The 15,268-nt window shown below is 44.2% G+C and carries 15 protein-coding genes and 10 pseudogenes; 20 read left to right on the top strand and 5 right to left on the bottom strand.

All coding sequences use genetic code 11. From position 1 onward, the window contains the following. Positions 1–33: 33 nt before the first annotated feature. The 16 genes and pseudogenes from DXE31_RS10670 to mnmH all read left to right on the top strand — a co-directional run bounded on the left by DXE31_RS10670 (position 34) and on the right by mnmH (position 8,176). Entirely contained in the window at positions 34–696 is a 663-nt protein-coding gene (locus DXE31_RS10670) for a hypothetical protein (protein ID WP_197712225.1), read from the top strand. 241 nt (positions 697–937) lie between these two features. Continuing rightward, complete coding sequence (gene soxY / locus DXE31_RS09050) at positions 938–1,390, top strand: thiosulfate oxidation carrier protein SoxY (protein ID WP_114698529.1); 453 nt, start codon at positions 938–940, stop codon at positions 1,388–1,390. A 60-nt stretch (positions 1,391–1,450) separates the two neighbouring features. Then, entirely contained in the window at positions 1,451–1,759 is a 309-nt protein-coding gene (gene soxZ, locus DXE31_RS09045; protein WP_114698528.1) for a thiosulfate oxidation carrier complex protein SoxZ, read from the top strand. Between the two features lie 35 nt (positions 1,760–1,794). Continuing rightward, positions 1,795–2,606, top strand: a pseudogene (soxA, locus tag DXE31_RS09040) (sulfur oxidation c-type cytochrome SoxA). Between the two features lie 96 nt (positions 2,607–2,702). Next, complete coding sequence (locus DXE31_RS11770) at positions 2,703–2,996, top strand: hypothetical protein (RefSeq protein ID WP_231969505.1); 294 nt, start codon at positions 2,703–2,705, stop codon at positions 2,994–2,996. Then, positions 2,993–3,235, top strand: a complete 243-nt coding sequence (gene soxX / locus DXE31_RS11765; RefSeq protein ID WP_231969504.1) for a sulfur oxidation c-type cytochrome SoxX — start codon at positions 2,993–2,995, stop codon at positions 3,233–3,235. The genes DXE31_RS11770 and soxX overlap by 4 nt, the downstream gene beginning before the upstream one ends. Then, positions 3,193–3,513, top strand: a pseudogene (locus DXE31_RS09030) (thiosulfohydrolase SoxB); the annotation flags it as partial. The gene soxX and the pseudogene DXE31_RS09030, both read left to right, overlap by 43 nt. 191 nt (positions 3,514–3,704) lie before the next feature. Beyond that, positions 3,705–3,977: a hypothetical protein gene (locus DXE31_RS10665; protein ID WP_197712224.1), complete on the top strand. Its 273-nt coding sequence runs from the start codon at positions 3,705–3,707 to the stop codon at positions 3,975–3,977. 39 nt (positions 3,978–4,016) lie between these two features. After that, entirely contained in the window at positions 4,017–4,328 is a 312-nt protein-coding gene (locus DXE31_RS09020; protein ID WP_231969503.1) for a cytochrome c family protein, read from the top strand. A 21-nt stretch (positions 4,329–4,349) separates the two neighbouring features. Beyond that, complete coding sequence (locus tag DXE31_RS09015) at positions 4,350–5,471, top strand: YeeE/YedE family protein (protein ID WP_114698527.1); 1,122 nt, start codon at positions 4,350–4,352, stop codon at positions 5,469–5,471. Positions 5,472–5,495: 24 nt separating this feature from the next. Further along, a pseudogene (locus tag DXE31_RS09010) lies at positions 5,496–5,932 on the top strand (YeeE/YedE family protein). 1 nt (position 5,933) lies between these two features. After that, positions 5,934–6,378: pseudogene (locus tag DXE31_RS09005) on the top strand (DUF6691 family protein). Positions 6,379–6,408: 30 nt separating this feature from the next. Beyond that, the gene (locus tag DXE31_RS11760) at positions 6,409–6,558 is read left to right on the top strand and encodes a protein-tyrosine phosphatase family protein (RefSeq protein WP_231969502.1); all 150 of its coding nucleotides are present in this window, start codon (positions 6,409–6,411) and stop codon (positions 6,556–6,558) included. After that, a complete protein-coding gene (locus tag DXE31_RS12545; RefSeq protein WP_331852041.1) occupies positions 6,504–6,647 on the top strand; it encodes a beta-lactamase hydrolase domain-containing protein in 144 nt (47 codons plus the stop codon). Before DXE31_RS11760 ends, DXE31_RS12545 begins: the two co-directional genes overlap by 55 nt. Before the next feature lie 29 nt (positions 6,648–6,676). Further along, on the top strand, positions 6,677–7,096 hold the full coding sequence (locus DXE31_RS08995; protein WP_114698526.1) for an acyl-CoA thioesterase: 420 nt from the start codon (positions 6,677–6,679) through the stop codon (positions 7,094–7,096). 6 nt (positions 7,097–7,102) lie between these two features. Then, on the top strand, positions 7,103–8,176 hold the full coding sequence (gene mnmH, locus DXE31_RS08990; protein ID WP_114698525.1) for a tRNA 2-selenouridine(34) synthase MnmH: 1,074 nt from the start codon (positions 7,103–7,105) through the stop codon (positions 8,174–8,176). Here mnmH and DXE31_RS08985 read toward each other — a convergent pair. Next, a pseudogene (locus tag DXE31_RS08985) lies at positions 8,173–8,352 on the bottom strand (acyl-CoA dehydrogenase family protein); the annotation flags it as partial. The gene mnmH and the pseudogene DXE31_RS08985 overlap by 4 nt on opposite strands. A gap of 83 nt (positions 8,353–8,435) precedes the next feature. Here DXE31_RS08985 and DXE31_RS08980 point away from each other — a divergent pair. Beyond that, positions 8,436–9,148, top strand: a pseudogene (locus DXE31_RS08980) (queuosine precursor transporter). 108 nt (positions 9,149–9,256) lie between these two features. Then, complete coding sequence (locus tag DXE31_RS08975) at positions 9,257–10,864, top strand: ABC-F family ATPase (RefSeq protein ID WP_114698524.1); 1,608 nt, start codon at positions 9,257–9,259, stop codon at positions 10,862–10,864. Position 10,865: 1 nt separating this feature from the next. Here the strand turns inward: DXE31_RS08975 and DXE31_RS08970 are convergent. The 4 genes and pseudogenes from DXE31_RS08970 to DXE31_RS08955 form a co-directional block, all read right to left on the bottom strand. Beyond that, positions 10,866–11,164 (bottom strand): annotated as a pseudogene (locus tag DXE31_RS08970) (DUF1289 domain-containing protein). 42 nt (positions 11,165–11,206) lie between these two features. Further along, on the bottom strand, positions 11,207–11,554 hold the full coding sequence (locus DXE31_RS13070; protein WP_114698523.1) for a peptidogalycan biosysnthesis protein: 348 nt from the start codon (positions 11,552–11,554) through the stop codon (positions 11,207–11,209). Between the two features lie 134 nt (positions 11,555–11,688). After that, positions 11,689–12,001, bottom strand: a pseudogene (locus DXE31_RS08960) (VOC family protein). A gap of 159 nt (positions 12,002–12,160) precedes the next feature. Continuing rightward, entirely contained in the window at positions 12,161–13,831 is a 1,671-nt protein-coding gene (locus DXE31_RS08955; protein ID WP_114698522.1) for an electron transfer flavoprotein-ubiquinone oxidoreductase, read from the bottom strand. A gap of 158 nt (positions 13,832–13,989) precedes the next feature. Between DXE31_RS08955 and DXE31_RS08950 the strand changes: the two are divergent. Continuing rightward, positions 13,990–14,473: pseudogene (locus DXE31_RS08950) on the top strand (CoA transferase subunit A). Positions 14,474–14,519: 46 nt separating this feature from the next. Continuing rightward, a pseudogene (locus DXE31_RS08945) lies at positions 14,520–15,166 on the top strand (3-oxoacid CoA-transferase subunit B). Positions 15,167–15,268: the final 102 nt, after the last annotated feature.

Raw genomic sequence — 15,268 nt, 5'->3', positions numbered from 1 at the left:
CTTTACAAGGTTTATTTAGAACCATCACTCCAAATGGTCTGCACTTCGAACGCCATCATCAGTGTTGGTACAACCTTAGGTCGGGTTGCCTCATTAGCGGATATGAAGCAACCGCAACGCACAATATTGATGAAAGTTCCAACGGTCTCTACGTTGGGGGATTACATCTATCGTGCTATGCCATGGAATACGCCTCGATCGCTAACCCCAGATGAAACTTATGCACTGATAGCTTTTATTTTGAGTACCGGCGACATCGTCCCGGATCGCTTTGTATTGAGTAACACCAATATTGCTGATGTGCAGTCCAAAATGCCGAATCGTAATGGCATGACTAGAAAGCATAGTTTCTGGGATGTCAAAGGCAAGCCGGATGTTAATGACTCTGCTTGTATGAAGAATTGTGTTGCCGTTGTCCAGATTGGCTCAACCTTGCCTGACTTTTCGCGTGATGCGCACGGTAACATTGCCGAGCAAAATCGGATGTATGGCCCTTATCGTGGAGTAGATACTACTAAGCCACCGATTTCAAAACTCCCTGGATCCTCTGGCGATGGTCTAGCCCATGCAAAAGACACTCATTCTAGTGCGCCAAAAGGTCCTGCAGCTTTATTTAAGAATGAAAACTGCTCAGCTCTTGTCATGCGCCAAATGCGAAAAGTTAATTGGACCATCGATAGCCGATATCGCCAATAAATATCAAGGGCAGAGTAGGGCAGTGGATAAATTGATGACTAAGGTAAACAATGGCGGTGCCGGAGTTTGGGGCGCTATTCCAATGCCAGAACAGGCGCAGTGATCTGATGCCGATCGTAAAACTCTAGTTGAGTGGATGCTATCAGGAGGTAAATAAGGGGCGCTTAGGGAAATAACAGCATGTTTTACTGGAAAGTAGATAATATATTCATAGCATGAGATCAATAAAGAAGGAGTTTGTATGAATCAGCAGCGACGCAGTTTATTGAAATATTCAGCCGTATTTGGCTTGATGGCTTCTGCGGGTCTTATTAGCGTAGCCCAAGCTCAAGAGTGGAATAAAGCCGCTTTTGAAGGCAAAAGCCTTGATGATGTATTTAAGGTCTTAGGTGCAGGTAGTCCAGACAAGTCTGGCGCAGTTACTTTGAATGCTCCTGACATTGCAGAAAATGGTGCGGTTGTACCTGTTGGTATTAGAACCACTCTTAAAGCGGAACAAATGGCAATCTTGGTTGAGAAAAACCCAAGTGCCTTAGCTGCGCAATTTTTTATTCCTGCTGGCACAGAGCCGTTTGTTACTACACGTATCAAGATGGGTCAGACCTCCAACGTATACGCCTTGGTAAAAGCTGATGGCAAATGGAGTATGGCCGTAAAGGAAGTAAAAGTAACTTTAGGCGGTTGCGGCGGTTAATCACTCCCAATCAAGCTAAATACCATTAGCTAATTACTTACTAGACTACAAGAGGAAAATATGGCTGATCCAATGCGCGTTAGAGCTGCCGAGAACGGTCGAATAGTAGATGTAAAAATTTTGATGAAACATGATATGGAATCTGGTCAGCGCAAAGATGCATCCGGAAAAACCATTCCAGCATGGTGCATCAGCACAATTAATGTCAAAGCAAATGGTAAAGATGTATTGAATGGTCAGTTTGGCCCTGCGGTTTCAAAGGACCCATTCTTGAACTTTAAATACAAAGGCGCTAAAGGCGACAAGATTGTTGTTAGCTGGGTCGATAGTAAAGGTGATAAGCGTACTGACGAAGCAACTGCTTCTTAATCTTTACTATCTCATGAGTTTCGAAAGGGTTGCATATGCAGCGTAAATTCAGTTTAGTAGGGCTAGCCTCAGGAATGATGGTTGCTTTATTGACGATTTCATCTTCTGTACCGGCACAAAAAAGTGCGACAGACGATATTGTCAAATATCGCGAGATGATCGCTGATGGTAATTTTTCGGAGTTATATGAGGCTGCAGGTGAAGATTTGTGGAAAAAACCTGCAGGTCCCAAGAATGCAACTCTGGAGAAATGTGACTTAGGCTTAGGGCCTGGAGTTATTAAAGGCGCAGTTGCCGCGTTACTTTAAAGATACCAACAAAGTTCAAGATCTTGAATCCTGTTTAATGACTTGTATGCAGGCTTTACAAGGGCGCGATCTCCAAGAAATGCTTGATGCTCCTTTTTAAAATGGTCCTAAAAAGGATATGGAGGCGATTGTTGCCGATGTAGTCACTGCATCTAAAGGTGACAAAATTAAGGTAAGCACTGCACATCCAAAAGAAAAAGAAATGTATGAGCTTGGTAAGCGTGCATTCTTCTTTCAAGGTGGGCCAATCGATTTCTCCTGCGCATCCTGTCATGGTGACAACGGAAAGCGGATTCGTTTGCAAGAGTTAACCAATCTAACTGAGCAAAAGGGTGCTGCATTAGGTTGGGGTTATTGGCCTGCCTATCGCGTCTCGCGTGGACAATCCTGGACTATGCAGCAGCGTTTAAATGATTGTTATCGTCAGCAACGCTTCCCATTCCCCATATATATGGCTCTGATGTAACCATAGCTTGGTCCATGTATATGGCAAAGACTGCTATGGTGGTAGTGTAGAGACCCCTGGATTAAAGCGTTAAGAGATAGAGATTATGATCATGAAAATTACTAACATCAAACAACTCTTAACTGTATCTGGATGGGTTCTTGCCTCATGCTTGCTTTAGAACTCAGCCATGGCACAGCAAAAGAATGATCCAAAGTTTAATAAGATGATGACCGATAGCTTTAAAGCTGAAGGTATCGCAGGATTAGATCGTATGCAGCAAGATGAAACTCAAAAGTTTTGCTCTGATCCCGTGTTTGTGAATGGCAAACAGGGTGAAAAAATGCGTGACAAGATTCAGAAAATCAATATGGCGTCCATCAAGCAGCCATTAGATGGAAAAATTGGTGACTGGAAAAAGAATGAGGTCATTGCACAAAGCGGTCGCAGTGCAACTTGGACTGATAAGGCTGATACCGTGTGATTAGAGGCGGTTGCTATAACTGTCACCAGATTGATGCCAAAGAGATCTCTGATGGAAATATCGGACCGTCATTGACTGGTTACGGAACACTGCGTGGTTATTCACAAGAGGTTGTTACTTACACTTGGAATCATATTAACAACTCCAAAGCGTATAACACCTGCAGCAATATGCCACGTTTTGCTCACGGCCTTTTGTATCTCGACGTGGCAACTTCAACGGTAGCTTTGACCAGCTGATCTTGGATGGCCTCATGGCTCAGAAGAATGTCGAGATTACATTCTCACCAGGCTTTCGCTGGGGAAAAAGCCTATTCCCTAGTCACACAATCAGGTGTGCGACCCTACTGGATCAAACGGCACTTACTTATCCATACACTACAGTGACCAATATGAGTGGTGAAACCATCAAGACTATTCTTGAGGACGTGGCGGACAACTTATTTAATCTAGATCCTTATTACCAATCGGGTGGTGACATGGTTCGCGTTGGCGGCATGCAATACACGATTGATCCCGCACGTCTGGGTCGATCACAAAACATTATTAACTGTGTTGGTGGGATCAATTTCTTTGTAAGCCGAGTGGGGCCTGCACACGCTCCTGAAGATCTTATGGTGCATGTGCCGTCTGAAAAGGTGCTTTTTGCTGGAGATTTGATATTCAGAGGTCGCACCCATTTGTTGGAAATGCGGATAGCAAAGGGTGGTTGATCGCCTTGGATGAGATTGAAAAATTAAATCCGAAGCATGGGAATGATTCGGTCAAGCCAGCCGAAGATATCGCATTCACTAGAAATTACCTCAAATATTTGCGTGAATCGATGACTCAGGTAGCGGTTAATTTAGATCCATGTGAGAAGGCTTATTTGCAAACAAATTGGTCAGAATACGAGGGAATGCCCATCTTTAGGGCTGCAAAACGCATGAATGCCTACTATCCATCCGGGTTGAATAGGGCAAATTTGGTCTTTGGGCCTTAAAATAGAGAATTAATGCTAAATCCTTGATTTGTAACGAAAATGACTTTTCTCAGATCTTTCTTGGTTATGTTCGCTTTCTTATTGATGGCGACGCCCTTATTCGCTGCGCCAGACTTGGCGAATGGTGAGACCATAGATCAACAAAAATGTTATGCCTGCTATGCAAAGAAAACGGGTTTTGGTAATGGCGACATGATTTACACCCGCTCTAATAGCAAGGTTAAATCTTTAGCCAACCTCAAGAGGATGGCGTCTATGTGCAATTCGGAACTCCGCCTTGATCTCTTCCCAGAGGACGAAGCGGACGTTACTGCTTTGCTCAATCAACAACTTTATAAATTTAAACCTTAATTTTTTCAAGATACAGTTGCTATGGATGTTGTAGATATCAGTTCGTTAAGTAAATCAGTTCTTTGGGCTACTTTTGCCATTACTTTTTTCCTTGGCGCAGTTATGCAAAAAACTGGGTTCTGCAGCATGGGTGCAGTTTCCGATATTTTCATCATGTCCAGTTGGGATCGTTTGAAGCAGTGGTTCTTAGCTATTGGAGTTGCCATTAGCGGTTTTACATTGATGTCCTACTTCGGACTCATTGATCCTTTGAAAAGTTTTTATACGGGTAGCAAATTTTTATGGCTTTCTACTACCGTTGGAAGCATCTTGTTTGGTCTCGGTATGGTTTTAGCATCAGGTTGCGGCAGTAAAACCTTGATTCGTATTGGTGGTGGCAATTTAAAGTCCATCGTAGTTTTTATGGTGCTGGGTTTAATGTCTTACATGACAATGCGTGGCTTTTTGGGTGTCATTCGGATTAATGCTTTGGATACCTTTTTCATTGCGTTTAATACCCCCCAAGATTTACCCAGTCTTTTAAGCGCCTCTCTTGGTGTTGCGCGTCCTACTTTGCATCTGGTTATGGGCCTTATTATTGGCTTTGCTTTTATTGCTTACGCTTTGGCTAGCAAAGCTTTTTGGACCACTGAAAATCTATTTGCAGGCATTGCTGTTGGATTAGCAATCTGTGCTGTGTGGTGGGTCTCTGGTAACATAGGATATATTGCTGAAAACCCAAACACTCTTGAGGAAGTCTTTTTGGTTACGAATTCTGGGCGCATGGAAAGTTTATCTTTCGTAGCTCCTTATGCTTATTCCCTTGACTGGTTGATTATGTATAGCGATACATCCAAAGCATTAACCATTGGTATCATCGCTGTTTTAGGAATGATCTTGGGTTCTACTGCTGTATCTATTGCAACTAAATCATTTCGCTGGGAGTCGTTTCGCAATACTGAAGATACCGCTAATCATTTGGTTGGTGCTGCATTAATGGGCTTTGGTGGTGTTACTGCCTTAGGCTGTACAGTAGGTCAGGGCTTAAGTGGTATTTCCACGCTTGCGCTTGGATCACTCGTTGCTCTTCCAGGATTTATTTTTGGCGCTTACTTAGGGTTGCGTTACCTGCAAATGCGTCTTGCCCCTAATCCCTGCAGTTAATTTCAATACTACTGGGTTCAAACTATGCAAATTGACTGGATGACTTTTATCCCGGTGCCTTCATTGCTGGGCGGGATGATTCTGGGTGTTGCCGCTGCTCTATATGTTTTGTTGCATGGACGTATTTTAGGAATCAGTGGGATAGTCTCAGGGCTTCTGCATCCGAGACTAAGTGATTCTGCTTGGCGTGTGAGCTTGGTTTTGGGATTAATCACGGCGCCAGTTTTGGCTGCTTTATTTTTTTTGGAATGTTTCCTATCATTCGGATTGAGTCAGACTGGATAGTTATTGTCATTGCTGGTCTTTTAGTAGGCTTTGGTGCTCAATACGGCTCTGGCTGCACCAGAGGTCATGGCATCTGCGGTCTCTGCTTATCACCTCGGTCACTCGTAGCTACGCTCTCATTTATGGGCGCAGGTTTTCTGACGGTTTATGTGACTCGTCATTTGATTGGAATCTGAGATGAGAAAGCATTTTGGGCTACTCAGCCAGTACGCAATTGGAGTCCTGTTTGGTTGGGGATTAATCATTTCAGGCATGAGTAATCCCCAGAAAGTGCTGGGATTCTTGGATTTGACTGGTAATTGGGATCCGTCTTTGATGTTTGTGATGATGAGTGCTGTGATTGTTGGTCTAGGTGGTTTCTATTTGGTGAGAAAGCGTTCCCAGGCCTTTTTTGGCGGAGCCTTACACATTCCAACGCGACGTGATAGCTCCAAGCCTCTCGTTATTGGCAGTATCATCTTTGGTGTGGGCTTGGGGAATAGCAGGTATTTGTCCTGGTCCTGCTTTGGTTGCTATGGATGCAGGTCATATGAAAGCCCTGGTATTTGTGGCCGCCATGCTGATAGGTATGGAAATCTGCGAACGCTTTTTTACTGCCCACAAGGTTAAGTCCAACCCCTGAGCTGAAATTGCCAAGCAGGGCTATAAAAGCATGATCAACAATCGTTCTGATGGTGAGGGTGGCCCTGATCAACCTAGTAATGCATCCATCCAAGCGGATGGCAGAAAAGCTGGGGCTGAACTTATATATATCTTCCCGATGTTCCAGGTGCATTTACTCCTGCACAAGTTCAAGAGATAGCGTGTCTCTTAAAAACATTACCGGAACCTGTTTTAGCATTTTGCCGCTCAGGAGCTCGTTCAACTAATTTATATCACCTTGCCCTGTAAGGTGGTTAAGTAAAGGTATATCTAAATTCATGCGTATAACTATTCCTGACGAACGAAAGCTTGTTCATGAAATGAACATGCCCATTCGTTGGGGGGATATGGATGCCTATGGGCATGTAAACAATACTGTTTACTTTCGGTATATGGACCGGGTGCGATGTGAGTGGATTACTTCATTGGGTTATGAGGTTGCCCCTGGTCGTGAGTCAATGTTGATGAGTACTGGCTTTTGTAATTTTTATCAGCAACTCGCTGTTCCAGGCGAATTGATTTTACAAACATCGATTGGTGCGGTGGGTAGAACTAGTCTGGATGTTTATACCAGCATGGCATTAACTACAACACCAGACGTAGAGGCAGCAATTGGTGGCGCAACAATGATGTGGGTTGATCTCACATCTAATAAATCCGCACCATGGCCCGAGCATGTTCTACAACAGTTGCCCTAGATCAACGTGCAACCTAACAAGCCTCATCTCTTAAATTCAGAACATTTTCTCTCAGAGCTTGATAGCTTTGATGACGTGATTGATGTCAGGTCGCCTGCTGAATTTACTTTGGACCATCTCCCCGGAGCGATGAATTTTCCAGTGCTTAGTAATGATGAGCGTATAACCATCGGCACTTTATATAAACAAGAATCCCCGTTTGTTGCAAAAAAGCTGGGTGCCGCACTAGTCTCGCGCAATATTGCTAACCACCTTGAAAATCATTTCTTAGAAAAGCCGCGTGAATGGCGGCCTTTGATTTACTGTTGGCGTGGCGGCGAGCGAAGTGGTGCTTTTACTCATATTCTTAATCGAATCGGTTGGAAAGCCAAGCAGTTAGAGGGAGGGTATCAAGGTTTTCGTCGGACGGTGATTGATGGTCTGGACCGCGCCGCAGATCAATTTTCTTTTCAGGTAATTTGTGGGATGACCGGAAGCGGAAAAACTAGGGTTCTTCAAGAAGTAGGCGCTTTAGGTGCCCAGATTTTGGATTTGGAAGGTTTGGCCGTTCATCGTGGCTCTGTTTTGGGCAATGAACCCAACATTGAGCAGCCATCACAAAAGAGATTTGAAACTGCGCTTTGGGGTGTCTTGCGTTTACTCGATCCCGCAAGACCAGTTTATGTTGAGTCTGAAAGTAAAAAAGTTGGTGTATTGCATATACCCGATGCTTTAATGGAGAAAATTCGTAACGGCACTTGTATTGAGCTGCGATCTTCTGCTCAAACACGTGTCTCTTGGTTAATTCGTGAGTACCAGCACTTCTTAACAGATACTGAGAATTTCAAGAGTAAGTTAGCCTTGTTAACAGCTCACTATGGAAAGCTTCAGATTGCCAAATGGAATGAGGCAATTGATGCAGGGAGGTTTCCAGAATTAGTAGAGGAATTATTGGTAAAGCATTACGATCCCTCATACCAATCATCAATTGAACGTAATTTCCCGCAATACCAGGTCGAGCATTTTGTACAACTTGAAAATGATAGTGATCAGGCCTTTGCCGCAGCAGCAAAGGCCATTAAAGGAAAACTAGGCTCTTAGCTACATGCCTGAATGTCGGTTTGGGCACGTCCCAGAATCAGAGCATAAATATCATGGGTTCCTTCGTAGGTATTCACCACCTCTAAGTTCAGCATGTGACGAACTACGCCATATTCGTCAGAGATGCCATTGCCGCCATGCATATCTCGTGCCATTCGTGCAATCTCGAGAGATTCGGTTTTAGCGTGATTTTGATCTGCATTCAGCGGATTTTCGGGAATGCAGAAATTCTGTTTTTATTATCCATTTTTCTGAGCTTATGGACTCCCCAAGACGTCACCATCGCTATTACGACCTGATTCTGGCTGCCTTTGTGGTGGTTTTATTGTGTGCGAACTTTATCGGCACTGGTAAGGCGGCAGCAGTAGATTTGCCTTACTTCGGCAATGTGACTTTCAGAGCCGGAATTCTATTCTTCCTAATTGTCTATTTCTGTGGTGGCATCCTCACTGAAGTTTATGGTTATGCCTATGATCGCAGGGCAGTGTGGGCTGGCTTGGCCGCCTTAGCATTTGCAGCTGTAATGTCGCAGATTGTCATTTCCTTGCCAGTTGTTGCTCAAGGCGACTATATGGCTAACTATCAGCAGGGACTTGAAACCGTCTTTGGAAACTCCTCGTGAATTGCCTTTCAATGTTCTCATTTTGGTGCGGCAGTCTGACCAATAGTTTTGTTCTGGCAAAGATGAAAATTTGAACCAAAGGACGTTTTCTATGGATGCGTACCATTGGATCTACAGCGGTAGGTGAGATGGTCGACGCTTCCTTCTTCTATATGTTGGTTTTTTATGGCATCTGACTAACCCACGAAGTAATTCAGGTGGCGTTGGCGCAATATGTTTTAAAGACCTCATGGGAAGTCATAACAACTCCCATGACCTATTATTGGGTGGTAAATTTCCTTAAACGTAAGGAAAACGGGGATTTTTATGATATCCACACGAATTTCACGCCATTTAGGGTCAAAGTCTGATTGGGTCTTGGGCTTCTGCCATTTATTGTGCTAAAGCCGTTAAAATATTGGTCTTTACCCTTAATGGGGTATTCATTGATTTCAATTTCAGAAAGTTAGAAAACATTCGTGCTGTCAGCATCTAATATCACCATGCAGTTTGGGGCGAAGCCTTTATTTGAAAATATTTCCGTGAAGTTTGGCGGGGGCAAACGTTATGGCCTCATTGGCGCAAATGGCTGTGGCAAATCTACCTTCATGAAAATCCTCGGTGGCGAACTTGAGTCAACCAGTGGTAATGTGAGTTTGGATCCTGGCATTCGATTGGGAAAATTGCGCCAAGATCAATTTGCCTATGAGGATGTGCGCGTTTTAGATGTGGTGATGATGGGCCATGAAGAGATGTGGCATGCCGCAGCTGAACGCGATGCGATCTACGCTAACCCAGACGCATCTGATGAAGACTATATGAAAGCGGCAGAGCTCGAAGGTAAGTATGCCGAATACGGTGGCTATACCGCAGAAGCCAAAGCAGGAGAGTTGTTATTAGGTATTGGCATTCCCATTGAGCAACACAATGGTCCGATGAGTAACGTAGCACCGGGTTGGAAGCTTCGTGTATTGCTTGCTCAGGCTTTATTTTCAGACCCAGATGTATTGCTGCTTGATGAGCCAACAAATAACTTAGATATTCATTCGATTCATTGGTTGGAAGACATCCTGAATGAAATTAAGAGCACGATCGTTATTATTTCTCACGATCGTCACTTCCTGAATGAAGTCTGTACGCATATGGCGGATATGGACTATGGAATCTTGAAGGTCTATCCAGGTAATTATGACTCCTACATGCTTGCTTCTGTACAAGCGCGTACTCAACAGCTTAGCAATAACGCTAAAGCCAAAGAAAAAATTGCTGAATTACAGGCTTTCGTCGCTCGATTCTCTGCTAATGCCTCTAAGGCAAAGCAAGCCACATCACGTCAACGCCAGTTAGAAAAAATTGAGGTTGTTGAGGTGAAGCCTTCTTCCCGTCAAAACCCGTTTATTCGTTTTGAGTATGAGAAGAAACTTCACAACATGGCGGTAGAGTGCAACGCACTAACCAAAGCCTATGATCGCGTCATTTTCAAAAACTTTAAGCTGGGCGTGCGTGCTGGCGAGAAGATCGCCATCATCGGCCAAAACGGTGCTGGTAAAACTACGCTCCTCAAAACCATATTGAGTAAGCGCTTTGAAGGTATTGCTGCTGATAGTGGTGATGTGAAATGGGCTGAGAATGCGAATGTTGGCGTAATGCCCCAAGACAATACTGAGATGTTTGCCAAAGATGAAGTACTCATGGATTGGATGAACAACTGGCGTAACCCAGGAGATGATGATCAAGTCATTCGCGGCACTCTGGGACGCCTTTTATTTTCTGGTGATGACATCGGTAAATCCGTTAAAGTTCTCTCCGGTGGTGAAAAGGGGCGCATGATTTGGGGCAAGCTAATGCTTCAAAAATATAATGTGCTAGCGATGGACGAACCCACCAATCATATGGATATGGAGTCGATTGAAAGTTTACAAATTGCTCTTGAGAAATATGATGGTACTTTGATATTTGTTTCGCATGACCGCGAGTTCGTATCTGCACTTGCTAATCGCATCTTAGAGGTGAAGATGGATGGTACGGTGGTTGATTACTCTGGTACATATGAGGAATATTTGCGTAGCCAGGAATTGAATGGCTAATTTAAGGCTGTATGCTCAGCTTAAACAAAATAACTCTAAACTTATTTTCTTTGGCTTGTCGCTGAAAGCGATTTGTAGTGCCTTCTGCGCGGATACGCTTCCATACCGAAGTTTTTTTCTTCATCAGAAAAATACCCAATTACTGACTTCACCAAGGGTTCGCCCACAGCCCTGACAAACATCATCGTAGAGTGTTGTACAGACTCCAATACCAGGAGAGTCAGAATCATCTTCTTCAGTGGAAAGAGAATGTGAACCGTCTTGCGAAGTAGTTTGGGGGTTATCGTTGCCTGAATTCATGACCGCGCTTTAGTCGATTTCAAGGGACTGTGCTCTTCAAGTTCATTGACATACGCGCCAATCCCTTGATGTTCTCGATCTACAAAGTGCTGCACTGCTTTTGCAAAGCGGGGGCGGCAATAAAGTGGACTGATTGAATAGTGGTAGGTAACAAACCGCGCGCCATCTGTTTGACAATGTGATGAGGTGCAAGTTATCAAGCGTACGCTGCGCCGATAGTTTAAAGAATACCTCATTCAGATAGTGGCGGGAATGATGCTCAAAATACGTATTTTCATAACACCGATAAAAGAACTCCCAATCGTTTGCTGTTGAAGATGCGCCGGGTATATAATGAAATCGAATTAACTCCCGGGCAACTATTTTACGTTCGCGCTTGCGGCGTTTCATGGTAAGGGCAGCTAAGCATTATTCAAAATGCTAATAATTACGATTGTGCCAATGGAACTGTACAGAGTCGCGCAACGTACAACCATATAAACGATCGAGAATTTCTAGTTGAAATGCATCGGACTTAGCCACGATCAACGCTGAATAAGCTCTATTTTGTAGCCATCAGGATCGGTAATAAATGCAATGATCGTATCGCCGCCCGCCCACGGGGCCAGCCTCATGGGTAACGTTTCCGCCAGCCGCCTTAATCTTGTCACAGGCAGCGTAGGCATCAGTAACGCCAATGGCAATATGACCGGTAGGCGTACCCATTTCATAGGAATGAACGCCATGGTTATAGGTGAGTTCAATCGCAGCCTGACCATCAGCATTGCCTTTGTCGTAACCAACGAATGCGAGCGAATATTTTTGCTCTGGACGTTCAGTAGTACGCAGAAGATTCATGCCTAATACCTTGGTGTCAAAATCAATCGAGCGATTTCAATCGCCGACGCGCAGCATGGTGTGTAGGATTATCATGGTGATAAATATAACGCTATTTATCGATTCTTGTTGTCAAAGAAAAACCTCGGCATAAAACCGAGGCCTTGTGAGATGTGCTGCTTACATCGAAGCGTAATTGGGACCGCCACCGCCTTCTGGAGTAATCCAGATAATATTTTGACTTGGGTCTTTGATATCGCAGGTCTTACAGTGCACACAGTTCTGTGAGTTGATTTGCAAACGGGGTTTACCCTCTGTTTCAATATATTCATAGACACCGGCAGGGCAGTAGAGTTGCTCGGGTCCCGCATAAGTTTTGAGATTGACGTCCACTGGAATAGATGTATTCTTAAGAGTTAAGTGAACAGGCTGATTCTCAGCGTGGTTCGTATTGGAGATACAGACTGACGACAGTCGATCAAACGTAATCTTGCCGTCTGGTTTTGGATAGTTAATCGGTTGATGTTGAGTTGCTGGCTCTAAGCACTCATGATCGGCATGCTTGAGATGAACTGTCCACGGTATATTGCCACCCAATATTTTTTGTTCCAATCCAACCATGAGCGTTCCGAGGTAAAGCCCTTTTGACATCCATGGTTTAAAGTTACGTGCTTGATTGAGTTCAGTATGCAGCCAGCTATGTTGGAATGCAGCAGAATAGGCCGTAGGAACATCTGCAGAGCGACTTTCATTGATAGCGGCTACTACGGCTTCGGCAGCCAGCATACCTGTCTTAATAGCGGCGTGACTACCCTTGATACGAGATGCGTTGAGGAAACCAGCATCGCATCCAATGAGAGCACCGCCTGGAAAGGCCGGTGTAGGAAGACTATTAAGCCCACCAGCAGTCAGCGCTCTTGCGCCGTAAGAAATCCGCTTACCACCTTCGAATATTTCCCGAATTTTCGGATGCAGCTTGTAGCGCTGGAACTCTTCAAAAGGGGAGAGGTAAGGGTTCTTATAGGAAAGTCCCACAACTAAGCCAACAGCAACCTTGTTATCATCAAGGTGATAGAGAAAGGAGCCTCCATAGGTATCACTCTCCAAAGGCCAGCCTGCAGTGTGCACAACTAAACCAGGTTTACTTTTCGAAGGCTCCACTTCCCAGAGTTCCTTAATGCCAATGCCATAGCTTTGGGGGTCGGAATCTAGGTCTAGGGTAAATTTAGAAATCAGTTGTTTGCCAAGGTGTCCGCGGGCGCCCTCAGCAAAGAGGGTGTACTTACCACGCAGTGCCATCCCCAACTGAAATTGTTCAGTCGGCTTACCTTTTTTATCTAAACCCATTGAACCAGTGATCACACCACACACGGCTCCTTTTTCATTGTACAAGATGTCTGCGGCAGGAAAGCCTGGAAAAATTTCAACACCCAGAGCCTCGGCTTGTTGACCTAACCAACGAGCCACATTTGCAAGGCTGACAATATAGTTGCCCTCATTTTTAAAACAGTGGGGAAGCAACCAATTAGGAATTTGATAAGAATGGTCGCTGGTTAAAAACAGAAATTGATCTTGTGTAACTGGAGTATCGAGCGGGGCACCTAATTCTTTCCAGTTTGGAAATAGTTCAGTTAGGGCTTTAGGATCCATGACGGCACCAGAAAGAATGTGGGCGCCAATCTCTGAGCCTTTTTCAAGGATGCAGACACTCAGCTCTTTGCTAGAGGCGCTTGCTAATTGCTTGGCTTTAATTGCGGCAGTCAAGCCTGCTGGACCGGCCCCAACAATAACTAAGTCATACTCCATCGAGTCTCTGGGTCCAAATTGCTCCACAAGCTCTGCAGCATTCATTCAATTTCTCCGAAATTTCTTAAAAAGAGGGCATTTAAGCCCTCATAGTTTAGTTCTAACTGTCAAAAACCGATTTAGTGCCAAGACCACCTAGTTCATGAGCTCTGAAGCGTTATGATTGCTTTTTTACGTATTTTGGCGATATTAGGACAAAAGTTATGAAGAAAACTGATCCATCGGCAGTGGATGCCTTGCGGGATATCTGAAAAGACGGACAAAAATTAGCTGTAGGAGGTTTTGGCCTTTGCGGAATTCCAGAGGCTTTGAATTGGGCATTTTGTTCAATTCTCGCCAAGTGAAAAAGATGGTTGCCTCTTATGTTGCTGAAGGTAAAGAGGAAAAAGAATTGGATGGTGAGAAATACATCATGGAGCGTTCAATCGTTTCAGATATCTCCCTAGTAAAAACCTGGAAAGCTGATAAGTCAGGTAATTTGGTTTATCGCTACACCGCACGCAATTTCAATCCAGTGGTGGCAATGGCAGGCAAGATTACTGTTGCAGAAGTTAAAGAAATTATTGAGAACGGCAAACTGCATCCTGATGAGATTCATACGCCTGGAATCTATGTGCATTGCCTAGTGCTTCATAAGACGCCTGAAAAGAGCGGATTGAGCAGCGCACTTTGTCTGCAAAAGTGTAATTTCCCGAATTGTAAAGTTATATACAGAATATTTAGAGAGATCGACATGCCTTGGAATAGATATGAGATGGCAGTACGTGCTGCTAAAGAATTAAAAGATGGTTACTACGTAAATTTGGGTATTGGAATGCCAACCCTAGTTGCCAATCATGTGCCTAAAGATATGGAAGTATGGCTTCAATCCGAAAATGGTTTATTGGGAATTGGCCCCTTTCCCACCGAGGAAACAATTGACGCTGACTTAATTAATGCTGGTAAGCAGACGATCACAACTTTGCCAGGTTCTTCTATTTTTTCTTCAGCCGATTCATTTGGCATGATTCGGAGTGGAAAAATTAATATTGGGATTTTGGGTGCTATGCAAGTAAGTGAGCACCGGGATTTGGCCAGCTGGATGATTCCAGGACAAATGGTTAAAGGGGCGGTGCAATGGACTTAGTAGCCGGTGTTAAGCATGTGGTAGTTTTGATGGAGCACATGGCTAAGAAAAAAGATAGTACCGAAGAGCTCAAAATTTTGTCGAAGTGTACTTTGCCACTAACAGGTGTCGGCGTGATCAATCAGATCATCACTGATTTATGCGTGCTGGATATCACCCCAAAAGGTTTAAAGTTGACAGAGCTAGCCCCAGGCGTAACTAAAGAAGAGGTGATTGCTAAGACAGGCACCCCTGTCGACACAACGGGTTTCTAACCATCGTCATGATTTAATAGAATAATGGGTTCACTATGTCGGGTGCCCATGATTTTCATTCGCAATCTTTAGATCCCCAGAAAAATTCTGGGGTTGACCCTT

Origin of the sequence: Polynucleobacter necessarius, from assembly GCF_900095185.1 — a bacterium.
Taxonomy (GTDB): Bacteria; Pseudomonadota; Gammaproteobacteria; order Burkholderiales; family Burkholderiaceae; genus Polynucleobacter.
This window is presented reverse-complemented; position numbering and strand designations above follow the sequence as displayed.

Bases quoted from the DNA above. Each gene is read 5' to 3' on its own strand.
- DXE31_RS09020 (WP_231969503.1), top strand. From the start codon at position 4,017: ATGACTTTTCTCAGATCTTTCTTGGTTATGTTCGCTTTCTTATTGATG.
- DXE31_RS09015 (WP_114698527.1), top strand. From the start codon at position 4,350: ATGGATGTTGTAGATATCAGTTCGTTAAGTAAATCAGTTCTTTGGGCT.
- DXE31_RS13070 (WP_114698523.1), bottom strand. From the start codon at position 11,554: ATGAAACGCCGCAAGCGCGAACGTAAAATAGTTGCCCGGGAGTTAATT.
- DXE31_RS11770 (WP_231969505.1), top strand. From the start codon at position 2,703: ATGGCACAGCAAAAGAATGATCCAAAGTTTAATAAGATGATGACCGAT.
- DXE31_RS08955 (WP_114698522.1), bottom strand. From the start codon at position 13,831: ATGAATGCTGCAGAGCTTGTGGAGCAATTTGGACCCAGAGACTCGATG.
- DXE31_RS10670 (WP_197712225.1), top strand. From the start codon at position 34: ATGGTCTGCACTTCGAACGCCATCATCAGTGTTGGTACAACCTTAGGT.
- soxY (WP_114698529.1), top strand. From the start codon at position 938: ATGAATCAGCAGCGACGCAGTTTATTGAAATATTCAGCCGTATTTGGC.
- soxZ (WP_114698528.1), top strand. From the start codon at position 1,451: ATGGCTGATCCAATGCGCGTTAGAGCTGCCGAGAACGGTCGAATAGTA.
- DXE31_RS08995 (WP_114698526.1), top strand. From the start codon at position 6,677: ATGCGTATAACTATTCCTGACGAACGAAAGCTTGTTCATGAAATGAAC.
- DXE31_RS11760 (WP_231969502.1), top strand. From the start codon at position 6,409: ATGATCAACAATCGTTCTGATGGTGAGGGTGGCCCTGATCAACCTAGT.